The sequence below is a fragment of the Chryseobacterium sp. MEBOG06 genome (genome assembly GCF_021869765.1).
In the GTDB taxonomy this organism is placed as follows: Bacteria; Bacteroidota; Bacteroidia; order Flavobacteriales; family Weeksellaceae; genus Chryseobacterium.
This window is the reverse complement of the sequence record NZ_CP084580.1, coordinates 4409796-4430772: the sequence shown is the minus strand read 5'-3', so window position 1 is coordinate 4430772 and position 20977 is coordinate 4409796. Positions and strand designations below refer to the sequence as shown.

At 35.7% G+C, this 20977-nt stretch carries 12 protein-coding genes and 2 tRNA genes; 8 read left to right on the top strand and 6 right to left on the bottom strand.

The features are described from left to right. The 4 genes from LF887_RS20180 to ccoN all read right to left on the bottom strand — a co-directional run bounded on the left by LF887_RS20180 (position 1) and on the right by ccoN (position 10837). Positions 1-2328, bottom strand: a complete 2328-nt coding sequence (locus LF887_RS20180) for a BamA/TamA family outer membrane protein (protein ID WP_236856053.1) — start codon at positions 2326-2328, stop codon at positions 1-3. Next, positions 2328-7358, bottom strand: coding sequence for a translocation/assembly module TamB (locus LF887_RS20175; RefSeq protein ID WP_236859533.1), 5031 nt, complete (start codon positions 7356-7358; stop codon positions 2328-2330). Before LF887_RS20175 ends, LF887_RS20180 begins: the two co-directional genes overlap by 1 nt. Before the next feature lie 292 nt (positions 7359-7650). Beyond that, the gene (locus tag LF887_RS20170; RefSeq protein ID WP_236856052.1) at positions 7651-8538 is read right to left on the bottom strand and encodes a cbb3-type cytochrome c oxidase N-terminal domain-containing protein; all 888 of its coding nucleotides are present in this window, start codon (positions 8536-8538) and stop codon (positions 7651-7653) included. Between the two features lie 19 nt (positions 8539-8557). Next, positions 8558-10837: a cytochrome-c oxidase, cbb3-type subunit I gene (gene ccoN / locus LF887_RS20165; protein WP_236856051.1), complete on the bottom strand. Its 2280-nt coding sequence runs from the start codon at positions 10835-10837 to the stop codon at positions 8558-8560. Positions 10838-11022: 185 nt separating this feature from the next. On the opposite strand from ccoN, the gene LF887_RS20160 reads away from it, so the two are divergent. From LF887_RS20160 to LF887_RS20135, 6 genes are all read left to right on the top strand, one after another. Continuing rightward, positions 11023-11316 carry a helix-turn-helix domain-containing protein gene (locus tag LF887_RS20160; RefSeq protein ID WP_236856050.1) on the top strand — a complete coding sequence of 98 codons (294 nt, stop codon included), beginning with the start codon at positions 11023-11025 and terminating at the stop codon, positions 11314-11316. A 369-nt stretch (positions 11317-11685) separates the two neighbouring features. Then, positions 11686-14577 carry a sensor histidine kinase gene (locus LF887_RS20155; RefSeq protein WP_236856049.1) on the top strand — a complete coding sequence of 964 codons (2892 nt, stop codon included), beginning with the start codon at positions 11686-11688 and terminating at the stop codon, positions 14575-14577. Further along, entirely contained in the window at positions 14574-15188 is a 615-nt protein-coding gene (locus tag LF887_RS20150) for a response regulator transcription factor (protein WP_236856048.1), read from the top strand. The genes LF887_RS20155 and LF887_RS20150 overlap by 4 nt, the downstream gene beginning before the upstream one ends. Positions 15189-15368: 180 nt before the next feature. Then, the gene (locus LF887_RS20145) at positions 15369-16310 is read left to right on the top strand and encodes a hypothetical protein (RefSeq protein WP_236856047.1); all 942 of its coding nucleotides are present in this window, start codon (positions 15369-15371) and stop codon (positions 16308-16310) included. 206 nt (positions 16311-16516) lie between these two features. Beyond that, on the top strand, positions 16517-17935 hold the full coding sequence (locus tag LF887_RS20140; RefSeq protein WP_236856046.1) for an amino acid permease: 1419 nt from the start codon (positions 16517-16519) through the stop codon (positions 17933-17935). Between the two features lie 292 nt (positions 17936-18227). Next, positions 18228-18860, top strand: coding sequence for an HdeD family acid-resistance protein (locus LF887_RS20135; RefSeq protein WP_236856045.1), 633 nt, complete (start codon positions 18228-18230; stop codon positions 18858-18860). 202 nt (positions 18861-19062) lie between these two features. On the opposite strand, the gene LF887_RS20130 is transcribed toward LF887_RS20135, so the two are convergent. Then, positions 19063-19133 (bottom strand) — tRNA-Gln (locus LF887_RS20130). 156 nt (positions 19134-19289) lie between these two features. Then, positions 19290-19360: transfer RNA gene (locus LF887_RS20125), tRNA-Gln, on the bottom strand. A 98-nt stretch (positions 19361-19458) separates the two neighbouring features. Here LF887_RS20125 and LF887_RS20120 point away from each other — a divergent pair. Next, positions 19459-20487 (top strand): AMP-binding protein, encoded by a 1029-nt coding sequence (locus tag LF887_RS20120; RefSeq protein ID WP_236859532.1) that lies wholly within the window; start codon positions 19459-19461, stop codon positions 20485-20487. Between the two features lie 47 nt (positions 20488-20534). After that, the gene (gene arfB / locus LF887_RS20115; RefSeq protein ID WP_236856044.1) at positions 20535-20927 is read left to right on the top strand and encodes an alternative ribosome rescue aminoacyl-tRNA hydrolase ArfB; all 393 of its coding nucleotides are present in this window, start codon (positions 20535-20537) and stop codon (positions 20925-20927) included. Positions 20928-20977 lie beyond the last annotated feature (50 nt).

Sequence of the window (20977 nt, the reverse complement as noted above, 5' to 3'; positions counted from 1 at the left end):
TTAAAAAGGATATCCGATGGCAATATTTAAAACAAGATTATCTTTTCTCCAGCTCGGGTCTCCGAAATTGATTTTATCGAAAGCCCATCTGCTCCCTTTTTCATAATAGGGAACTCTTAGTGGCATTGCCAGGTCCAGTCTCAAAATCAGGATAGAAAAATCCAGTCTCAGACCAACGCCGGCTCCTACAGCAATTTCATTTAGAAAATCTTTTGAAAATTTGGCTCCCGGTCTGTCTTTATCATCATTGATCAGCCAGATATTTCCAGCATCAACAAAAACAGCTGCATTTAAAAATTTATAAAGATTAGCCCGGTATTCAGCATTTAATTCCAGTTTAATATCCCCCGACTGATCAAAATAAGCTCCCTCCTTTATAGTTCTCGGGTCAAAACTTCCCGGACCTAGTGTTCTCGCACGGAAAGCCCTGATACTGTTACTTCCTCCAGAGAAAAACTGTTTAGAAAAAGGGATAAATTCCGAGTTTCCGTATGGATAAGCCAAGCCTCCAATAAATCGTGTTGCCAAGGAAGATTTTTCTGTAAATTTATGATAGAACCTGACATCATTTTCAATCTTTGCATATTGACTGAAAGCGATTCCAAAAATATCTTTTTCTTTATCTTTTTTTACATTAGCACCGGTAATCAGTCCTGTGATATTTCCTGCAAGATCAAGGGTTCCTTTATAATAAAAGGTATTTCTTCTTGGCAGCATAGTGTTGGTATACGTATAAGAATAGGTTGGACCAAAAATAAGCTGCTTTGCTACGATCCTCTGCATGGCAGGATTATTTAAGGAAATTGAATCATAAAGGGCAGTGACCTTAGCGGGAGAAACTAAAGTAATGTCAAGCACTTTCAATTCATGTTCTTTCTTCACATTTTCTTTCCATACATATCCAAATGAACCCGTGAAATTATTGAGGGTATAATATTGTGTTCTGTTCTGAAACTCATATCCCAATGTAATATTGGTTCTTGGTACAAAGGCACTGGAAGAATGAAACCGGAACGGAGCCACAATTCTGGGAATGGAAAGCTGTACATTTGCTCCTGCACGGAACATATTATTCGCGTTTTCAGCCCCTCCCATCTGGAAATCAAAAGCACCAAAGATGGCAGCTTTAAACTGTTCTGCACCCCTGAAGAAATTTCTATGGGTCCAGTTGAGGTTAAGCTCACTACCTGCATAGTTAGCAGAATTTGTCCTTCCTAAAGCTTCCAGACGCAGTGATTGAATTTGCCTTGGTGTTAATAAATAATAAGCATCAAATTTATGGTTTAAAGAATCTGAAGTAATAAATTCATTTTTTACAAACTTAAAAACTCCCAGGCTGATAAGCCGGTTGAGTGTAAGGTTGTGATTGGAACGGTTGTAAAGATCCCCTGTTTTGAAATACAATGCCCTGTCAAAAATTTTCGGTTTGAATTTATGCTGTGGATCGATCACATAAATGTCATCAAAAGCATATTTGGAAAGAGAATCTTTATTCATCGGAATATTATATTTCCCGTCCTTTACATCCTGAATATTATAATTAGGAAATACAACTACCTTGTCAATACTGAATTGCTGAGTGGCCAGATCCGGAGTATTGTCTTTCAGTTTTACATTAAGTTCAACTTTATGGTTTTTGGTTACCGTACTGTCAGCCTGTACAATGATATTGTCAGAATGGAAATAATAAAAACCTCTTTCCTTTAGGCCGTTATCTATTCTTTCTCTTTCCGATTTAATGACATCAAGATCAAATGGCTTTCCATTTTTAAGAAGCGTTCTGCGTGTTAAATTCTGAATTTCCTGATTAACGAGGGTGGAGTCTTTCTGAAACTTTACTCCCTCAATCAAATATCTGGCACCAGGTCTTAAGGTATAAATAACCTGAGCTTTTTTGTTCTTTGAAATGGTGTCATAAGTAGCTCTTGCATTGAAATACCCCTTGTTTTCAGAATAATTCTCAATAATATCTTTATTGAATTCACGGTCTACATCGCCTAATAATACAGGTTTCTCACCTATTTTATATTTAAGCCAGTAATTAAATCCTTTATCTTTTTTAGGTTCTTTGGCTATATTATAAAAATACAGCTTAGGGCGCATTCCTAAAAATGTAGAATTGGGTTTTGGAGTGAGATTAGCTTCCAGTGCAGACTGAAGATCCTTTTTTTCTTTTTTTGAAATAGTATCGTTTTCGATATTGATTTTACCTCCGGTGTACAGCATCTGGCCTTCTTTCAAAAATCTCGTATTGCTGCAGGAAATCGTAACGGACGTAAGCCCGGAAACAAACAGATATTTACAATATGTATGGAATGTTTTACTCATTATTTAAATTCTACCACTTGATTGTTTTTATTCTTTTTTGGTTTCTTCTCTTTAGATTTTTCGAAAATCTCACGGAATTTGTCATAATCCAGCGTGATGATAAATCCAACACCGGTTTCTATGATCTGCCCCTGAAGAGCCACCTGATATTCATCTTTACGGTACGCACGCAGCATATATCTTCCGTCCCTGGAAAGGCTGTAGTCTACAGAAACATTACCGGCAATATTAGTCATACTTTCATTCTGGCGGGCCTCGCCTTCCAGTCCAAAATTACTTCCAACAGTAACTTTCAGTCGGTCGTTCAATAATTTTTTACTGATATCTACATTAAGATCGGTTCTTGTATTTTTTTGTCCGGTAGAATAATCTTCAGTAGAATCAAGCCCGAAGTTCAGATCCACTCCTTTAATCAGGTCGGAGGCAAGATTATTTAACTGCTGAGAAAGGATTTTACTTACACTCTGTCTGGCCATAGTTTCGGCAGACATTCCGGCACTGCTTTCAAAAGGGTTCTCCCCAATGAAGCGGTTCAGAAGAAGGAGGGCAAATACCTGCTTATTCAGTTCAGACTCCTGTGTTCTGAGCTGGGCGAGCTTTTGATCAACAACATCTTTTACATTAGTTGATACAGAGTTATTTTTTTCATCTGTAGTAATGTCAAAAGTAAGCAGAGGTTTCAATAGTTCACCTTTCATTTTCAATAATGTATTGAATGGCATTCTCTGTTTAAACTGATTGATTAACGAGGCACTGCCATCACCACTTACCTGTTGCTCTACAAGGTCAATAGGCGGAGCTTCCGTTTTATAAACAGCAGTAATATCCATCTGAGCCATGGTAGGTTCTCCGGTCCAGGTAATCGTACTTCCCTTCTGAATATCAAATTTACGTTTAAGCAAACTTACAGAAAGATCATAACTTCCTTTTTCTACCTCATATACACCTACTAATGTCATTTTTCCTGAAGGATCTATTCCACCTGTAAGCTCAGCATCACCCTGAAGTTTTACAAAATCGCCGTTTACTTTATCAATAATGATAGAAAGCTTGGCTTCCTTGCTTACCTCAATATTAACACTTACGTCCATGCCCTGGATACGGCTTTTATTGTTCAGAGAATCTGTTTTAATCGTTTTATTCAGAACTACCTGATCCTGATCGATAAACTCTACAATGCCATCTCTTTCCTGCAGAGAAGGGCTTGACTGAGGCAGTACAAAAGTGAAATCTGTATTGTCGGCAACGCTTAATCGTCCGTCTACTTTTGGCAGATCCAGATTCCCACGGATGCGAAGTCCGGCATCAATTGCCAAAACTCCATACATCATCGCATCATTTGATTTTTCTGAGTTAACAACTTTGAAATCTTTGGCACTCACATTAAGGTTGAATGCAAAATCTCTATAGGTCTGGGTGAGCACCTGTCCATCTATGACAAGAGAATTCCCATCTTTATCATTGATTTTAAATTTGTTGAATTCTATACCACGGGTGGTAAAATCTATCTCATCATTCAGCTTTCTGAAATCACTTCCTGTTTTGGCTATTTCCAGTCCGGCATCATTGAATTTTACTTTTCCGGCAATATTCGGCTGAGTGGTATTTCCTGTTATTTTTAAATTTCCTGAAAGATATCCTTCCGTATTGGTAATCGCATTCATAGAGAATCCCTGAATACTCTTCATCTGAAGCTGGTTGATTGCCATATTCAGGTCAAAAGTGCTGGAAGAAGTGTTATAATCTCCAAGGATTTTTACATCATTATTATTTCCGGAAAGAGCGATATCAGCATTTAACAGGTTTGGCGACGAGTTATTTACTTTTATAGCAAGGTTACCTACAGGACTTCCGTAGACAATCAGATTAGAAACATTTAAATCAGACGTGAAAGTCATTTTTTTCATGACGTCTCTCAGCTGAGCGGTTCCGTTGATTGTTCCTCTTGCCAGAACAGTGTCTTTTTTGATAAGCTCTGTAATAGTTTCAATTTTAAAATCTTTCAACGAAATATTCAAAGGACTCGTAGGGCTGTTATTTTCAGATTGAATGGCAATTTCGCTTTCTCCATTAGACAGAATGAAATTGTCAGCCAGAATCCCTTTATTACTGATCTGGATTTTATTATTTTCGGCAACATTCCAGTCGGCATAGTTTAGTTTTAAGCCATTAGGATTCAATGATATTTCAGTAATATCATTTAAAGATTTTGCATTCCCTGCAATAAGGAACTGGGTAGCATCTTTTTCATCCTTGGTGGTAATATTATAATTGATGATATTATTGGCTACATCACCGTCAATATTGACTTTATTTAAGGAAAAACTGGAGCTTTTTAAAGCGGCTACATTCAGACTGTATTGCAGCGCCTGATTTTCATTGGTTACTTTTAATACTCCTTTTTCAATGGTATTTTCACCATATAGTAATTGCGGAATCTGTCCGTCAATTTCAATTTTTTGGGAATCTGCATCATAGTTACCGGTTAAATTGATAGTTTCAAAACTTTTCAGATCCGGAACAAACTTTCTGATCAGATCATCATTTTTTACTTTAGCTGTAAGGGTGAAGTGCTGACCCGGATCAATTTTTTGCGCTTTGTCAGGCTTCTGGAATTGATAATACTGATTGATAGTCTTCGTTAAAGCTCCAAAGATTTGAGTAAGTTTATATTTACCTTTCATTTCAACATCAGCAATCTGTGAATTGAAAATGATCTGAGTAGAATCTGCAGTTGAAGATGCTTTCAGATTGATTTCCTGTACAGGATAAACTTCTTTGGTGTCAGAAAATGCAAAATCTTTAAGGTTTAAATATCCATTCAGATTATTCGGGTCAAGGCTTGTGAAGTCACCATCAATTTTTCCTGCAAGAATCATAGGTTTGTCATAGAAACCAAGCTTATTGACATCCAGTTTGATAACTTCACCATTGACTTTTATGGTAGGATTTTTTTCATCATACATACCGGAAGCAGTCAGTTGTAAATCTGCATTCGGATCTTTTGAATTTAAAATAACATGATAAGCTCCTTTATTGATCTTACCTGTCAGATTCATATTTTGATAACGATAACCTTTATAAACGGCAGAAGCAACGTGTCCTCTCAAGTTGGCATTGGCATTTTTAAAATCAAAACTTTCTCCTTTAGCTGAAATCTGTGCCGTAACCGGACCAATATCTTTATTCTGAATAATTTTCCCAATCTGTATTCCCTGAAGATTAGCTTTTACATCATAAAGTTCATGATTTTTTCTTCGCATATCAACATTGGCAATTACTGCTGCATTTCCGAGAGTAGAGTAGAGGTTAAGATCTGCATTCACTACTTTTGTTGTTCCTTTAGCAGTTCCTTTGATACTGAAATTGGAAGGAAGAGAAATGTTAGACGGGATTGTATTTTTCGGAACAAGATTAAAAATGGTTTTTGCATTGGAAGAAAACTCTGCAATTCTCAAATCGTAATAGAGCTGATCAGGATTCATTGCATTTTTAATCTTTCCAGATGCCAATACTCTTAGCTGGTCAAGACCGGAAACTTTAAGATCCTGAATTAACAGATCATTCACGCTTCCTTTTACATTAGCATTCACGTTAAGGACTGCGTTCGGATACTTATTAAAAGGAACTGTATTTTTTAAAGTAGGAACAAGATTTAAAATATCAGAAAAACCGATTTTAGAGTCTTTGATATTAGCTGAAACTTTTACTGCACCAAGATTAGAAGTAAGTTCATCAATGGAGTTATAATTTAAAATAACCTCATCACGCAGTAATGTTTTTGGAGTCTGAAGATAAAGGCTCTTGAGATAAGCCTCCTTTTCCGCATAGACAAAATCAGTGTTGAATTTCTGGATATCGAGGCCTCTTGCTTCCTGAACTTCTGCAGAATTTACAGTCCCTGCAAAGGTATTATTCTCCATTTTAAAACTTCTTACCTCTACATTCATTTTTGAAAATTTAAGGTGATTGAAGTCCATTCCCTGTTTGGTAGGAGCAATGGCAGTATTGTTGTAAGTTGCTTTTACATCATTAAGAACCAGTTTCCCTAAAAGTACTTTCATTGCTTTATCCTGTTCAGATGCTTTTGAAACTTCGGGGGCATTTTGTTTTTTCGGATTGGCATTTTGAGCCGGGAGATAAAGATTGGCATCTATATCTGCTCCGGAAAGAAATACATTGGCAACATTATAGGCATTGTTTTCAAGATCAAGCTTGTTCACTTTTGTGCTCAGCTCTTTGAATATAACTTTTGCAAATGTTTTAGTATTATCATCACCGTAATTAATGTCAAAATTGGTAAGCTTTATTCCTCTCAACCCAATGTTCATTGGTTTTTTTTCATTGAGTGAATCCACTTTTTTCTCAACTTTTTTAGAAACCTCCTCTAGAAGCCCCTGTTTTAAATTTAATTTCAATCCGTCAAGATTAATATCATTGACAGCATAGTTGTTTTTATTGAGATCAAAAGTTTTGACTCTGGTGTCGAAGGACTTAAAATATAGTTTAATATCATTCTTCGACTGTTGGTCATTGAAGGTGACTCCAATATCTTTTAAATTAATTTTATCAAGGGAGATAATAAATGGTTTGGAGGGACTCTCTTCTTTATCATTACTGGCAAAAGCATCAATAATATAATCAAAATTGAATTTGCCGTCCGGCTTTCGTACTACATTAGCCCGGGCTCCTTCCATATCCACAGAAGTAATATCTGCCGTAGAATTGATGAGTTTCAGCATATGCAGGCCTACATCCAGTTTTTTGACTGCCAGAAGGGTATCTACATCCTGTCCTTTCAGATAAAGGTTCTCCATGACAAGGCTGTTGGGGAATCCGATGTAGACTCTTTCCAGACTTACTTTAGTCTTGATTTTTTTCTCAAGATAAACAATCAGTTTGTCTTTGATAAAGTTTTGGACAGCAGGGAGTCTTAAGCTTAAGATCAACAGGGTAAGAAGAACCAATATAGAAATAAAGGTTATTAGAATACGCCTAAATAGTTTTGTAGTGTTGATTTTCAGTTTCAAATGCGATATGGTTTGTAACAAAGATAATAATACTATTTTTATTTGGTCTCTGTTGTGGTACCTTTTTGCAAATGCAAAAACCCTGCCTTGGCTGTCTTATTATGGAATTTTAGTGTGTAGTTGTCAAGTGAATAGTTGAGAAAGACGAGCCAAGGTAAGGATTGTTATTGTTAAAAAGCCCCCTTTATATCATTTTTAATGTTGAAAAGGATAGTTAGCAAAAATGAAAATTCAAATGTTAGTATGTGTAAAGGGGGCTTGGCATGGCGTGGTTTAGTTGATAATAATAATTTTAATTGTTTCCGTTTTCCCATTTCACCTCTTCTCCCTGAGGAGCAGCACCTCCTTGAGCTACTGTGATTGGAGAAGTTTCCTGGTTAATATGATAAATATAAGCTGCAATTTTTTCAGCATCTCTTCCTGTGATGGTTCCTTCTTTAATGAAAGGTCTCATCGTAGGATTATTTGGGGAGCCGTTTTCAAGCATCCAGAAAACATTTTTAAACAAACTTTTTTCTTTGATGTTGATCCAATGAGTATCGGTAAGATTAGGTCCAATACCTCCCTTTCCCCCATCTCCGTGGCAGGTTACACAGTTGGTTTTGAAAAGTTCCTGGCCTTCTGCTATATTATCTGCACTGTATTTGGCTGATTCCAGATTGATCTGAGGGGCTGTTTTTTCATACTCTTCAATAGAAGCCAGCATTGTCTTGACCTTTTTGGTATATTCTACTTCAGGATGAGCATAATCTGTAAATGCAAAAGCTGTTAAATATACTAGACAGAATATGCAACCGAACCAGAACAAGCCGATCCACCATTTAGGAAGAGAGTTGTCAAGCTCTGTGATTCCGTCAAAACCATGGTCGATAAGAATATCTTTTTCTTCAGTGACAGATTGTTTTTTGAAAGCAGAGTTCCAAAGTTTCTGATAATAAGGAATATTTTTTTCTGCCAGGTACTTTTTTTTCTCCTCTTCCGGTAACCGGCTGAAGCTTTCATTCTCAATTAAATCTCCAATGGAGTTCATGATGAGAAGAAGAATAATGGCAATCAGAATCAACGCCCAGAAAAATGGAGAAGAAAAGTAGCCGGAATCGCTTGCGAACATTTCAAAGGCCATAATCGTTAAGCCTATCGTTGTCGCTATATATATTGAAATTGGGGTTCTCGTTTTCATTACAATACAATTTTAATGATTACTCTACGCTTGCTGTTTGGATCTGAGTTGTTTTGATGTCGGTACCTAATCTTTGAAGATAGGCGATCATCGCTACAATTTCTCTTTGTTCAAGAGGGATATAAGAAGCTCCTTTTGCTGATTTTTCCTTTACCATCTGGTCTTTCACATCCGCAGCTTCTGAGTAGATTCTCTGTACAATCGCTTTCGATTGGTTATTTGCCCATAAATTGGCAGAATCAATCTGAGCTTTTGTATACGGTACATCAAATGCATTTTTCATCAGTTTCATTTTATCCACCATCTGAGCACGGTCCAGTTTATTGGTGATTAACCAGGGAAAACGTGGCATAATGGAACCTGCAGAAGTAATTCTTGGGTTATACATATGTTTAAAGTGCCATGAATCCGGATTCCTGCCCCCTTCTCTGTGAAGATCCGGTCCGGTTCTTTTAGATCCCCATAAGAAAGGTCTGTCGTAGATGAACTCACCGGCTTTAGAGTACTGCCCGTTTTTTCCTTCAAATCGTACCACCTCATCTCTGAACGGTCTGATCATCTGAGAGTGACATGAGTTGCATCCCTCACGAATATATAAATCTCTTCCTTCAAGCTCCAGCGGAGTGTATGGTTTTACAGCAGTAATGGTTGGAACACTTTGCTTAAGTGATAAGGTAGGAACAATTTCCACCAGTCCGCCTATTGCTATCGTAATGAAAGCTAATATTGAAAGCAGGGTAGGTGTTCTTTCCAGCCATAAGTGAGCACCTTCACCTTCTTTTCTTGTACTGCCGATATTCGCCAGTGCAGGGGCTTCTGCTGGAACTTCTTTCTGGAATGAGCCTGCTTTTACTGTTTTGATGACGTTGATCACCATTAAGACTGCTCCTGACAGATAAAGAATACCTCCTGCGAATCTCATTTTAAAGTAAGGAATGATTGCTGTTACAGTATCCAGCCAGTTTTTCCATAATAAAGTTCCGTCCGGGTTGAATTGTTTCCACATCAGTCCCTGCGTGAATCCTGAGATATACATCGGAACAGCATAGAAGATAATTCCTAATGTTCCCAGCCAGAAGTGCCAGTTGGCTAACTTTTTAGACCAAAGCGGTGTTCTCCACATGATCGGAACCAGATAATAGATAACCCCGAATGCCATGAAACCATTCCACCCAAGCGCTCCTAAGTGTACGTGGCCAATAACCCAGTCGGTATAGTGTCCAATTTTATTTAAAGATTTTGTAGCCAATAAAGGACCTTCAAAAGTGGCCATCCCATAGCAGGTAATAGCTACCACAAAGAATTTCAGAATAGGATTTTCTCTTACTTTGTCCCATGCTCCTCTTAAAGTAAGAAGACCATTCAGCATACCTCCCCAAGATGGAGCGATCAGCATAATAGAGAATCCTGTTCCTACTGCCTGAGCCCATGCCGGTAATGCTGTATACTGCAGGTGGTGAGGCCCGGCCCAAAGATATACAAAGATCAACGACCAGAAGTGAATAATGGATAATTTGTATGAGAATACCGGTCGTTGTGCCGCTTTTGGCATAAAGTAATACATAAGACCTAATACAGGGGTAGTTAATACAAATGCTACTGCATTGTGCCCATACCACCATTGTACTAATGCATCTTTTACACCTGCATATACAGAATAAGATTTCCAGCTTGTGAAAGATAACGGAACTTCAAGGTTATTGAAGATATGAAGCATTGCCACTGCAATCCATGTAGCGATGTAGAACCAGATCGCAACATATAAATGTCTAACTCTTCTCTTGGCAATTGTTCCAAACATATTGATCCCGAAAATGATCCATGAGAATGCAATTAAGATATCTATAGGCCATTCGTGTTCAGCATATTCTTTAGACGTATTGATTCCCATCAGGAATGTGATCACTACACTTACAATCATAATCTGCCATGACCAGAAATGAATCCATGAAAGCGTGTCACTGTACATTCTTGTTTTTAACAGTCTTTGCATGCTATAGTAAGCACCACAGAAAAAGGAATTACAGACGAACGCAAAAATTACGGCACTGGTGTGAAGCATTCTGATCCTTCCAAAGCCCATTGCTCCCTGAGTATTGATCAGTCCCTGAATATTTCCCGAGGCTAAACTTTTAATAGTCGTATCATCTGTACCGAATAAAAATTCAGGCAGTTCAGGATAAAAAAGCATCAATGCGGCTGTAAGCCCCAGCAGAAATCCGACAAGTCCAAATGCGATAGTAGCATAGAGGAATGCTCTGACAATATTATTGTCATAATTAAATTTTTGCGTCTCCATAAATTCCAATAGTGTTTACCGAAGTGATATTTTCTCTAGAAAAAGGTCTTACTTCAGGCCTTTTTACAGGTTGAAAATAAATATCATGTAACGTGTATAATGTTTTGCCAAAGGTATTTATTAACTTTGTTAGAGGCTAATAGATAATCTTCTAAAATATACCGAAAACTACTAAAACAAAAACGATGAAAGTGTGTGGACAAAATATCAGGAAAATACGTAGGAGTAAAGATTTTACGCAAGAGTATATGGCTTTTGAAATGGGAATTTCACAGAAGGCTTATTCTGACATCGAGAACTCTAAGGTGAAAATAAACATTGAAATACTTACGAAAGTTTCCAATATTTTAGATATCAAGCCTTCCGATATCTGCAGCATATCGCATAAATGTGGAACAGATGGTTATGAAGATAAATATCAAAGTCTCCTTGAACACTTGAAAAAGAACAATATTTCAATTCCTAAGGAATATTTATAAAGAGGACCAGACCCGGGTTTTTGCATTACTTTGATTATCCCAATCGTAAACAATATAGAATAATGACCTCTTCATAAGGAAGGAGGTCATCTTTTTGTGCTTCCAGCAATATGCCTGATTATTATAGTAGCCGGAATGGAGAACAAGTATTGGTTATTCCAAATGTACTGTAATTGATAAAGTAGTAATAAAGAATTATGTAAAAATAAATTCACATCATTGTGGATAAATATTTACAATAATTTTGATTTTCTATAATATATTTGCCATGAATCTAATGTAGCCCACTGGATGAAGCCTGTATATTTTATTTCACTCTTATTTTCTCTATGCATTTATGGGCAAAGCTATACTACGCAATGGTATACTATGGATAACGGGCTCCCCCAAAACAGTATCAAGGATATTGTAAAAGACAAATATGGTTTCATCTGGCTTTCAATGGAAGGGCGAATCCTGCGTTATGACGGAAGCAATTTTGTAGAATATAAAAATTTCAATTTTAAAAATTTTAGTTTTGGTGATTTTTACGGGAATATAAAAAATGATAGTATCGCTGTCTTTAATAACTCCGAAAAAAATGCTCTTCTGATTTCTCGCAGATATCCTGAAACTATTGTTTCTAATGGAATTTTCAATCCTGGAGGTTCCAAAAATAATTTAATTTATAAGAGGCTTGTTAAAAATAATATTACAGTTAGATTTATTTCTTATATAGACTCTTACTTTATTCAGGTACCTACAGGTTCTTATTATTTTGAAAATAATGGTATTATTTATGTCGATGAGAAAACTAAAAAAACTTTAAAAATAAACCTTAAATTTCCAAGGAGTAAGTTAAAGCGTTTATTTGTTCATGGAGATCATGTCTTTGTTGCTGATGCAGAAAATAAGAAAGTTCTTCACCTGTATCAGGGGAAATATTCCTACACCAGTGCCCCGGCTCTCTATACAAATCCCGAAACAAAAGTCTACTGGCAGCAGATCACCGGACAGGTATTTATGATCAGTCATGGTAAGGTATACAGGAGCCGGTTTTCTGCCGGGAAGCTGGAACTAACCTATCTTTTGGAATATAAGGATATTGATAAAGATATTTCCGGAGCTATGTTTTATGATGAGATTTACAATAAATTATATATCGGAAGTTCCATCAACGGGCTTAAAATTCTCAGTCTTTCAGATTTTTCTGTTTCGAAAAAAAATATACCTTATCAGGATGAGGTATGCTATGCTGCAATTCCTTATGAAAATAATTCTGTACTGACTCAGGAAGGAATCAGGTATTATCATATGACCTCGCAAAGAATATATTCAGCTCCTCAGTCATATGATAAGCGTTATATTTTTCAGGATGATTCCGGGAATCTTGTATATAGGGAAAACAACTCCATTCATGTAAGGAATAAGAATTCAGGTTTTACAAAGTATGATTCTATTACTTTTAAAGGGAAAGGAATTGACGGACTGTATAAGAGCGGAGGATTGTATATGGCCTCTGTTATAGAAGGAGAAAAATCTTATCTCTATCTATTTAATCATGACAATTTTAAGAAAACCGCCCGGATTATTTCCTGTAAAGACAATATAGATGCTGTTTTAAGATACAGTGAAGATCTTCTCTATCTGGGAAGCAGCGGTGGAGTGTATGTTTTTTCTCTTTCTAAGAATAAAATAGTACAGCAGATTGGAAAAAATATTCCCATAAAACAGATGATAAGAACAAAGGATGGGAATATATGGCTAACCACTTACGGTAGAGGTATTTATTTATTAAAATACCAAAAAATGATCAGAGTTCCTCCTGATAAAAATGATTTCCTTGCCAATGCTCATTATATCCTGGAAGATAAAAACTCCAATTTATGGATCTCCTCTGATAACGGATTGTTTAAAACGGACAAGAAAAGCCTGTTACACTATATAGAAACTTTAAAAGGGATTGTTTCCTATTACCGATATACTAAAAATAATGGGTTTTTAAATAATGAATTCAATGGCAGTGCGAATCCCTGTGCCCATGAGCTGAAAGATGGACAGTTTGTATTTCCTTCTATGGAAGGATTTGTATTCTTTAATCCACAAAATATTAAAACTTACTATCCCAAAGCTCAGGAGGTGTACCTGGAAAGAGCAAAAATAAAAGGAAAGATGCTTCAGCTGAAAAATAAACTTTTTCTCCAATGCGGCTATAAAAGTGCGGAAATTTATATAGACCTTCCTTACTATTCCAATTTGGAGAACATAAACCTTCAGGCTAAACTTGTGGAGGATGAAAATAGTCCATGGATAAATATTAAGAATGATAAAACCTTCCATTTGGCTAATATATCCCCGGGTAAGTATAATCTTCAGATAAAATTTTTATCGGCTCACAATGGCAAGCTTGTTTACAAAAATCTTCCAGTAGAAATAGAAGCTTATTTTTATCAGACCCTACTTTTCAGGCTCCTGATTGTTGGCGGTATTATTTTAATTTTTATATTGATTATTCAGATCAGAACCAATTTTTTAAGATTAAAAAATAAAGTCCTGAAAAATACAATCGTTCATAAAGATAAAGCATTACAGGAAGCCAGTACCAAGCTTGAAAATGAATCCGACTATCAAAAAAAACTGGTAGAAAGTATAAGCCACGATATTACCACACCTGTAAAATTTATTTCACTTCTTTCCCAAGAACTCGCGCAATCAGATGATCCTAAGGTTCAGAAAAAATATTTTGACAGTATTTATAAAACTTCGGAGCAGCTATACAAATTCACTTTAAGTCTTAAAGAATACACAGAACTTTACAAACAGGAAAATACATCAATAGAAGAATATGCGGTCTATGATCTTGTCGAAACTAAAAGATTGCTGTTTGAAGAAATTGCGGTGCAGAAAAACACGTTTATTTATAATTTTTGTGATCATCATCAGAAAATACAGCTTAATAAAAATATTCTTCTTACTGTTTTTCACAATATTATAGATAATGCAGTAAAAAATACTTCAGATGGAGAAATTATTATTACCTCTTGTCGTACAGCATCTCATTTGGAAGTCTCAATTACTGATACCGGAAATGGAATGTCTGACGAGCAGATAACTTACTATTCCAGGCTTTTTAAGAAAAAAGATCATGAACATCTGATGTTTAAAAATTACGGATTAGGTCTGCATATGGTTGTTCAGCTGATGAGAAAAATTAATTCTGAAATGCTTTTTCATAAAAATAACCCAAAAGGAACCATCATTAAAATACTAATTAAAATATGACAAAAAAAATACTGATAGCAGATGATCATCATGTGGTAAGAGTAGGGACCGCAATGATCCTAGAGAAAAGTTTTGATGATTTTGACATTGATTTTGCAGAAACTTATGGTGAGGTAAAACATAAATCAGAAACGGAAAAATATGATCTTGTTATTCTTGATATTGAGCTCCCAGGAAGTATTCTTAAATCAATGGTAAAAGAAATTAAAACCATATCCCGGGATACTCTTGTTCTGATCTTTACTTCCTATAAAGAAAATATTGCGCTGCAATATATAGAAGAAGGAGCTGATGGCTTTTTAAATAAACAGAGTGATCCGCAGGTTTTTGTAAAAGCGGTTGAATCTATTTTTAGAGACGGCTATTATTATACACCAGGAATTGTCGCTGAGCTGATGAAAGGAAGTGCTAAGAAAAAAACTTCAGAAATTTTATCAGAAAGAGAGCTTCAGGTCTTTAATCTTTTGGCAAAAGGAAACGGGAACCTTGAAATTGCCAATGCTCTTGAGATTGAAGAATCTACAGTTGGGACATATAAAAGAAGAGTGTATCAGAAATTAAAGATCTCCAACCTGATTGAACTGCTGGAAATTTATAATGAAATACATTAAGAAAAATATCCGTTAATGTCATAATACCCGTACAGTTTTGTGGATAAATGCGTACAAGATCTATACTTTAAAAATTCAATTTTCGCAGTAGGTTAGTACCTTGGAAATTTCTATTGACCCATTGGAACTAAAACAATCGGTTAAAATAGGCTTTTATAGATTCTAAATACGTATTTGTTTATGAAAAAAAAGATGCTTTTCATTGCCTTTTTGGCAGGTTTTAATTGTATTTTGGTCAACGCCCAGGTAGGTAATGTGGGGGTTAATACGGTAAGCCCTGGTAGTAGTCTTACAGTTAACGGCTCATTTGCAGCTACATATAGAATTGTTACGGCAAGCAGTGCTATAGGAGCTAATGATTATTATACTGCTTACAATGGAACTGCTGATGGAATATTAACTTTACCAGCAGCTATCAGTGGTACAGGTAATTTTGCCGGACGTACTTATCACTTCAAAAATACGGGTGGAAAAACACTTACCATTTCAGCGGCAGGTTCTGAATTAATTGATGATCATAATGTTACAGGGGTTGGCGTACCTGCAATTACTGTTCCTCCCGGATACTATGCATTTTTAGTAAATAAAGGAACAACTGCGGGGACGACATGGGAGCTGGTATTGGTTTCAAGCTCAAACAGTATGCCTTCCGTCAATCAGGCCTATCTTTTTTCTTCTGCACAGCAGAATGCTTTTAAGCAGACTTGTATTGCTACAACAGGCTCAGCGTGGCAAAAAACAGAAATAAAATACAATCAGGGAATGGAAATCAATACAGGAAATGTATTGGATGTATCATCAGGAAGATTCAAAGCACCTACAGATGGATATTATATGATCTATGGCTCTGCACAATTCGATAATTCAGAGATTTCGGGTCAGCCGGGTTTTACATGGTGTGTACTGTATCTGGTAAAGAACTTTGTAACAACTCCAAACAATCAGTTGGTACAGAACTTTCATACCAATCCGGGAATCTTTGCCTCAGGTATTGTTTCTGCGGTAGTTCATCTGAACAAAGATGAAACCGTAAGCATGGCTTCTGCTGCTCAGTTAAACAGTGGAGGTGCTCAATATCAGGTGACAGCAACATCTATTTACGGTTATAAAATAGCCAACTAATACCACTCCCCATTTTACAGGATATGCAGCCTTAGCCCATTGGTTTAAGGCTGCTTTTTTATAATCATCTTTTGGCCTTCAACAGCCTTAATAGAAATAGAAAATAGTCTTTACTCATTGGCAGAGCCTGAATTGTCAATTTACTCCCTGGAATTTGAATTCCTCTGAAAAGTTTTTATATATTTAGCGACCGAATAATTCATTCAATGAACAACGAAAATAAAAAAGGAGAAAACGAGACTTTAGTTAGAGGATTAACAAATCGACACATACAATTAATTGCCCTTGGTGGTGCCATCGGAACCGGCTTATTTCTGGGAATCGGGCCTGCAGCAGTGTTGGCAGGACCATCAGTTATTCTGGGTTATGCTCTAGCAGGGATCATAGCCTTTTTTATTATGCGTCAGCTTGGTGAAATGGTTGTTCAGGAACCGGTATCGGGAAGTTTTAGTTACTTTGCTTACAAATATTGGGGAAATTTTCCGGGATTTGCTTCCGGATGGAACTACTGGATTCTCTATATTCTGGTAAGTATGGCCGAACTTACAGCTATTGGACATTATATTCACTTCTGGTGGCCGGATATTCCGCTTTGGGTGTCCAGTTTATTTTTCTTTATAGTTATCAATGCTCTTAATCTTGCCTCTGTAAAGGTGTATGGTGAAACGGAATTTTGGTTCTCTATCATCAAAGTAGTAGCTATTATTGCAATGATTATTTTTGGAATCTATCTTTTAGTAAGCGGAACCGGTGGAGATAAGGCTACTGTTTCCAATTTATGGAATGATGGAGGATTTTTCCCAAAAGGGCTTTTCAATAAAACGGAGAGCGGATATTCAGGATTATTTGCTGCAATGGCAATGGTAATGTTCTCCTTTGGAGGCTTGGAGTTGATTGGTATTACAGCGGCAGAAGCTAAAAACCCGGAAAAAACTATTCCACAAGCTACCAATCAGGTGATCTATAGAATTTTGATTTTCTATGTAGGAGCTTTGGTAATCCTGTTCTCACTAAGCCCATGGAGAGATATTACTGAAGGATCAAGTCCGTTTGTAATGGTATTTCAAAATCTGAATGGTCTTGAATTTACTGTTTTTGGAAAGGTTGTTCAATTTAATACGTTGATAGCCAATGTTCTTAATTTAATTGTTCTTACAGCAGCATTATCAGTATACAACAGTAGTGTTTACAGCAACAGCCGAATGCTTTTCGGGTTATCCCAGCAGGGAAATGCACCGAAATTTTTGAAAAAACTCAATAAAAACTCAGTCCCTATCAATGCAATTCTTGTTTCATCATGCTTTGCAGGACTTTGTATTATCATTAATAAATTAGTGCCGGAGAAAGCCTTTGAATATTTAATGGCTTTGGTGGTTTCTACATTGATCATCAATTGGTTAATGATATGCTATACCCATTTAAAATTTAAAAAATCAATAAACAAGTCCGGAATTCAATCCAAATTTCCATCCATATTTTATCCTGTATCCAATTATATATGTATCATCTTTTTGGTTCTGATTTTAGGGCTGATGAGCATTACAGGAATGGAAATTCAGGTTATTCTGATTCCGGTTTGGATAGCATTTTTATTTGTCATGTATAAGCTGTACAAGCCCAGCTAACCCATAAAACCACTATCAGGTGTTTTGAAAGATGAAAATTATTATAATTTTCATCTTTTTTGTTTTATAGTGTCTAATATGGGAATTTATGATGAAGTAATTCAGGGTGACCACTATATATTATTTCTTTTTTCAGGAATCATTCATATGTGATCTTAATGGCAGCTGTACTATTTTTTGTATCTTAGTAAAGGTGATATTTTTAAATCAAGTAAAAATATGACCTTTTTTCAGTCATTACGGAAAAGCCGAACACCGTTACACAAAGTAGGCAAAATCTAAAAAGACACCTATGGCCAATTTATTTCAAACCCTTACCAATACCGTAAAGCACTGGTATATCCCTTTGATCTTCGGAATCATTTTTCTTATCTGTGGATTTTATGTATTCAGTGTGCCACTTGCAACGTATGTAACCCTTTCAATTTTTTTCAGTGTTTCATTCCTATTCTCCGGAATTACGGAAATATTCTTTTCCTTACAAAATAGCAAATCCCTGCAAGGATGGGGCTGGTTTTTGGTAAGTGGATTATTGACTACCGCAATTGGGGTTTATCTTATTGCGAATCCTCAGATCTCGATGACTGTACTTCCATTTGTGATTGGATTTACTTTACTTTTTCGTTCTTTTCAATTGCTGGGTTTTGCTTTTGATCTCAAAAGTATGAAAATAATGAGTTGGGGAAATGTAGCCCTTGCCAGCGTTGGAGGAATTATATTTTCTCTGTTGCTGATATTCAATCCCGTGTTTACAGGAATTTCATTAGTTACCTTAACGGCTGTTGCTTTTATTTTTATGGGCATTGCTTCTATTATGCTGGCTCTGGATTTAAGAAAGGTGAAAAAGTTCCCGGGAAAAATAAGTCAGGAATTAAGAGATAAAATTAAATCAATACAGGACGAGATTGATGATCTTAGAAAATAATCATTTAAATTAAGATAACTACAATTAATCCGTCTCAAAAAGAGGCGGATTTTTTTTGAAAAATATAAATTTCAAAATGTTGTTGAATTAGTGGATTTTTTCTAAAAAAGAAAATAAACTTTAAAAGAATTGTTTCATCCTTTCTAAAAAACATTAAGAATTATAATAAAAAAACAAAAACCATCCTAAAAAGGATGGTTTGTAGACCCACAGGGATTCGAACCCCGACTGACGGTACCAAAAACCGGAGTGCTACCGTTACACTATAGGTCTGTTTTATTTTGGTTTTGCAAATTTATATATTTTTTTCTTATTTACAAATTACTCTCTTGAAAATTTTGATTTTTTTATTCAAATAAAATCTGATTTTTCTATAAAAATGATATACTTAGCCTAAAAACAAAAACCATCCTAAAAAAGGATGGTTTGTAGACCCACAGGGATTCGAACCCCGACTGACGGTACCAAAAACCGGAGTGCTACCGTTACACTATAGGTCTGCTTTATTTTGGTGGTGCAAATTTACATCTTTTTTCTTTACTTACAAGAACTTTTTGTTTTTTTTTCTAAATTTACGGTGGATTTATTTACGGAAAATATGCTGATAGACTTCAATAATCTCAATATTAATAATTTATCGTTCAATACTGAATTTGAAAAAAAAGTAAAAATCTTTCTCAAAGAATGGTTTTCAGAAATACCTGTGGTAGATGTTCAGACTTCTGGTTCCACAGGAAAACCTAAAATTTTTGAAATTGAAAAGAAGAAAATGCTCAATTCAGCAGTTATGACCTGTAACTTTTTGGGATTAAAAGAAGGAGATAAAGCATTGCTTTGCCTTCCTGTAGAATATATTTCGGGAAAAATGATGGTAGTACGTTCTCAAGAAAGGAAATTAAAATTAATAATAGCAGAACCATCTCTAAAACCTCTTGAAAAATTAGATGAAGAAATAGATTTTTGTGCGATGACACCACTACAGGTGGAAAACTCGTTGGATAAACTCCACTTGATAAAGAATCTGATCATTGGAGGTGCTGCTACTTCAGAAAGTCTTAAAAATAAAATTCTAAAGATGAATCTTAGTGCTTCCAATCGAATTTTCGAAACCTACGGGATGTCAGAAACACTTTCCCATATTGGTTTGAAACAGCTGATGCCGGAGTCGGAAGATTTTTTTACCGTTTTTGAAAATGTAACTATTTCTTTGGATGAAAGAGGCTGTCTTAATATTTATGCTCCTGATGTGAACGATGAAAAATTACAAACTAATGATTTAGTTGAAATAAAAAATGATAATCAGTTTAGATTTTTAGGACGGATAGATAACGTAATCAACTCAGGAGGAGCTAAAATTTTTCCCGAAACCCTCGAAGCTTTGGTAAAAAAAGAAATTACCAATGAGGTGATTTTTACCGGTTTGCCGGATGAAAGCCTGGGGCAGAAGCTTGTATTGATCATAGAAGGAAGTGAATCTGATGAGATAGTAAATAAAATTTCAGAAATACCGTTTAAGAAAAGTTTTCACAGGCCCAAGAAAATTATTTTTATCAAGGAAATTCCAAGAACACCGAACGGTAAGGTAAACAGACTTGAACTACATAAACTCGTTGACGAAAATATTTAGTTATCCTGGCTCCAGGTTACACACTTTTGAATCTCAAATAAAAAACAATGAAAAACTTTTCAAAGGAACTTAGTTTTAAAACTTCCCGAAGCAGCGGAGCAGGAGGCCAAAATGTAAATAAAGTGGAGACTTCGGTTACTGTACTTTGGAAAGTGGATGCATCAGAGTTTTTCGATGATGACGAAAGAATAATGATTCAAAACAAATTGAAAAACAGGATTAATGCTGACGGTTTCTTATTTCTGACGGTTTCTGAAAGCAGAACCCAGCTGATGAATAAAAATAAAGCTATTGAAAAAATAATAGAGATCGTCAATAAAGCATTGATTGTTCCTAAAAAAAGGACTGCAACCAAACCATCAAGAGCCCAAAAACAAAAAAGATTAGACAGCAAGAAAAAAAATTCTGATAAAAAAGAGAACAGACGTTTTAAATTTTAAGTTGGTTCTTTCCCGAAAATTTTTATTTTTGCCGGAAATTTTTTAAAAAC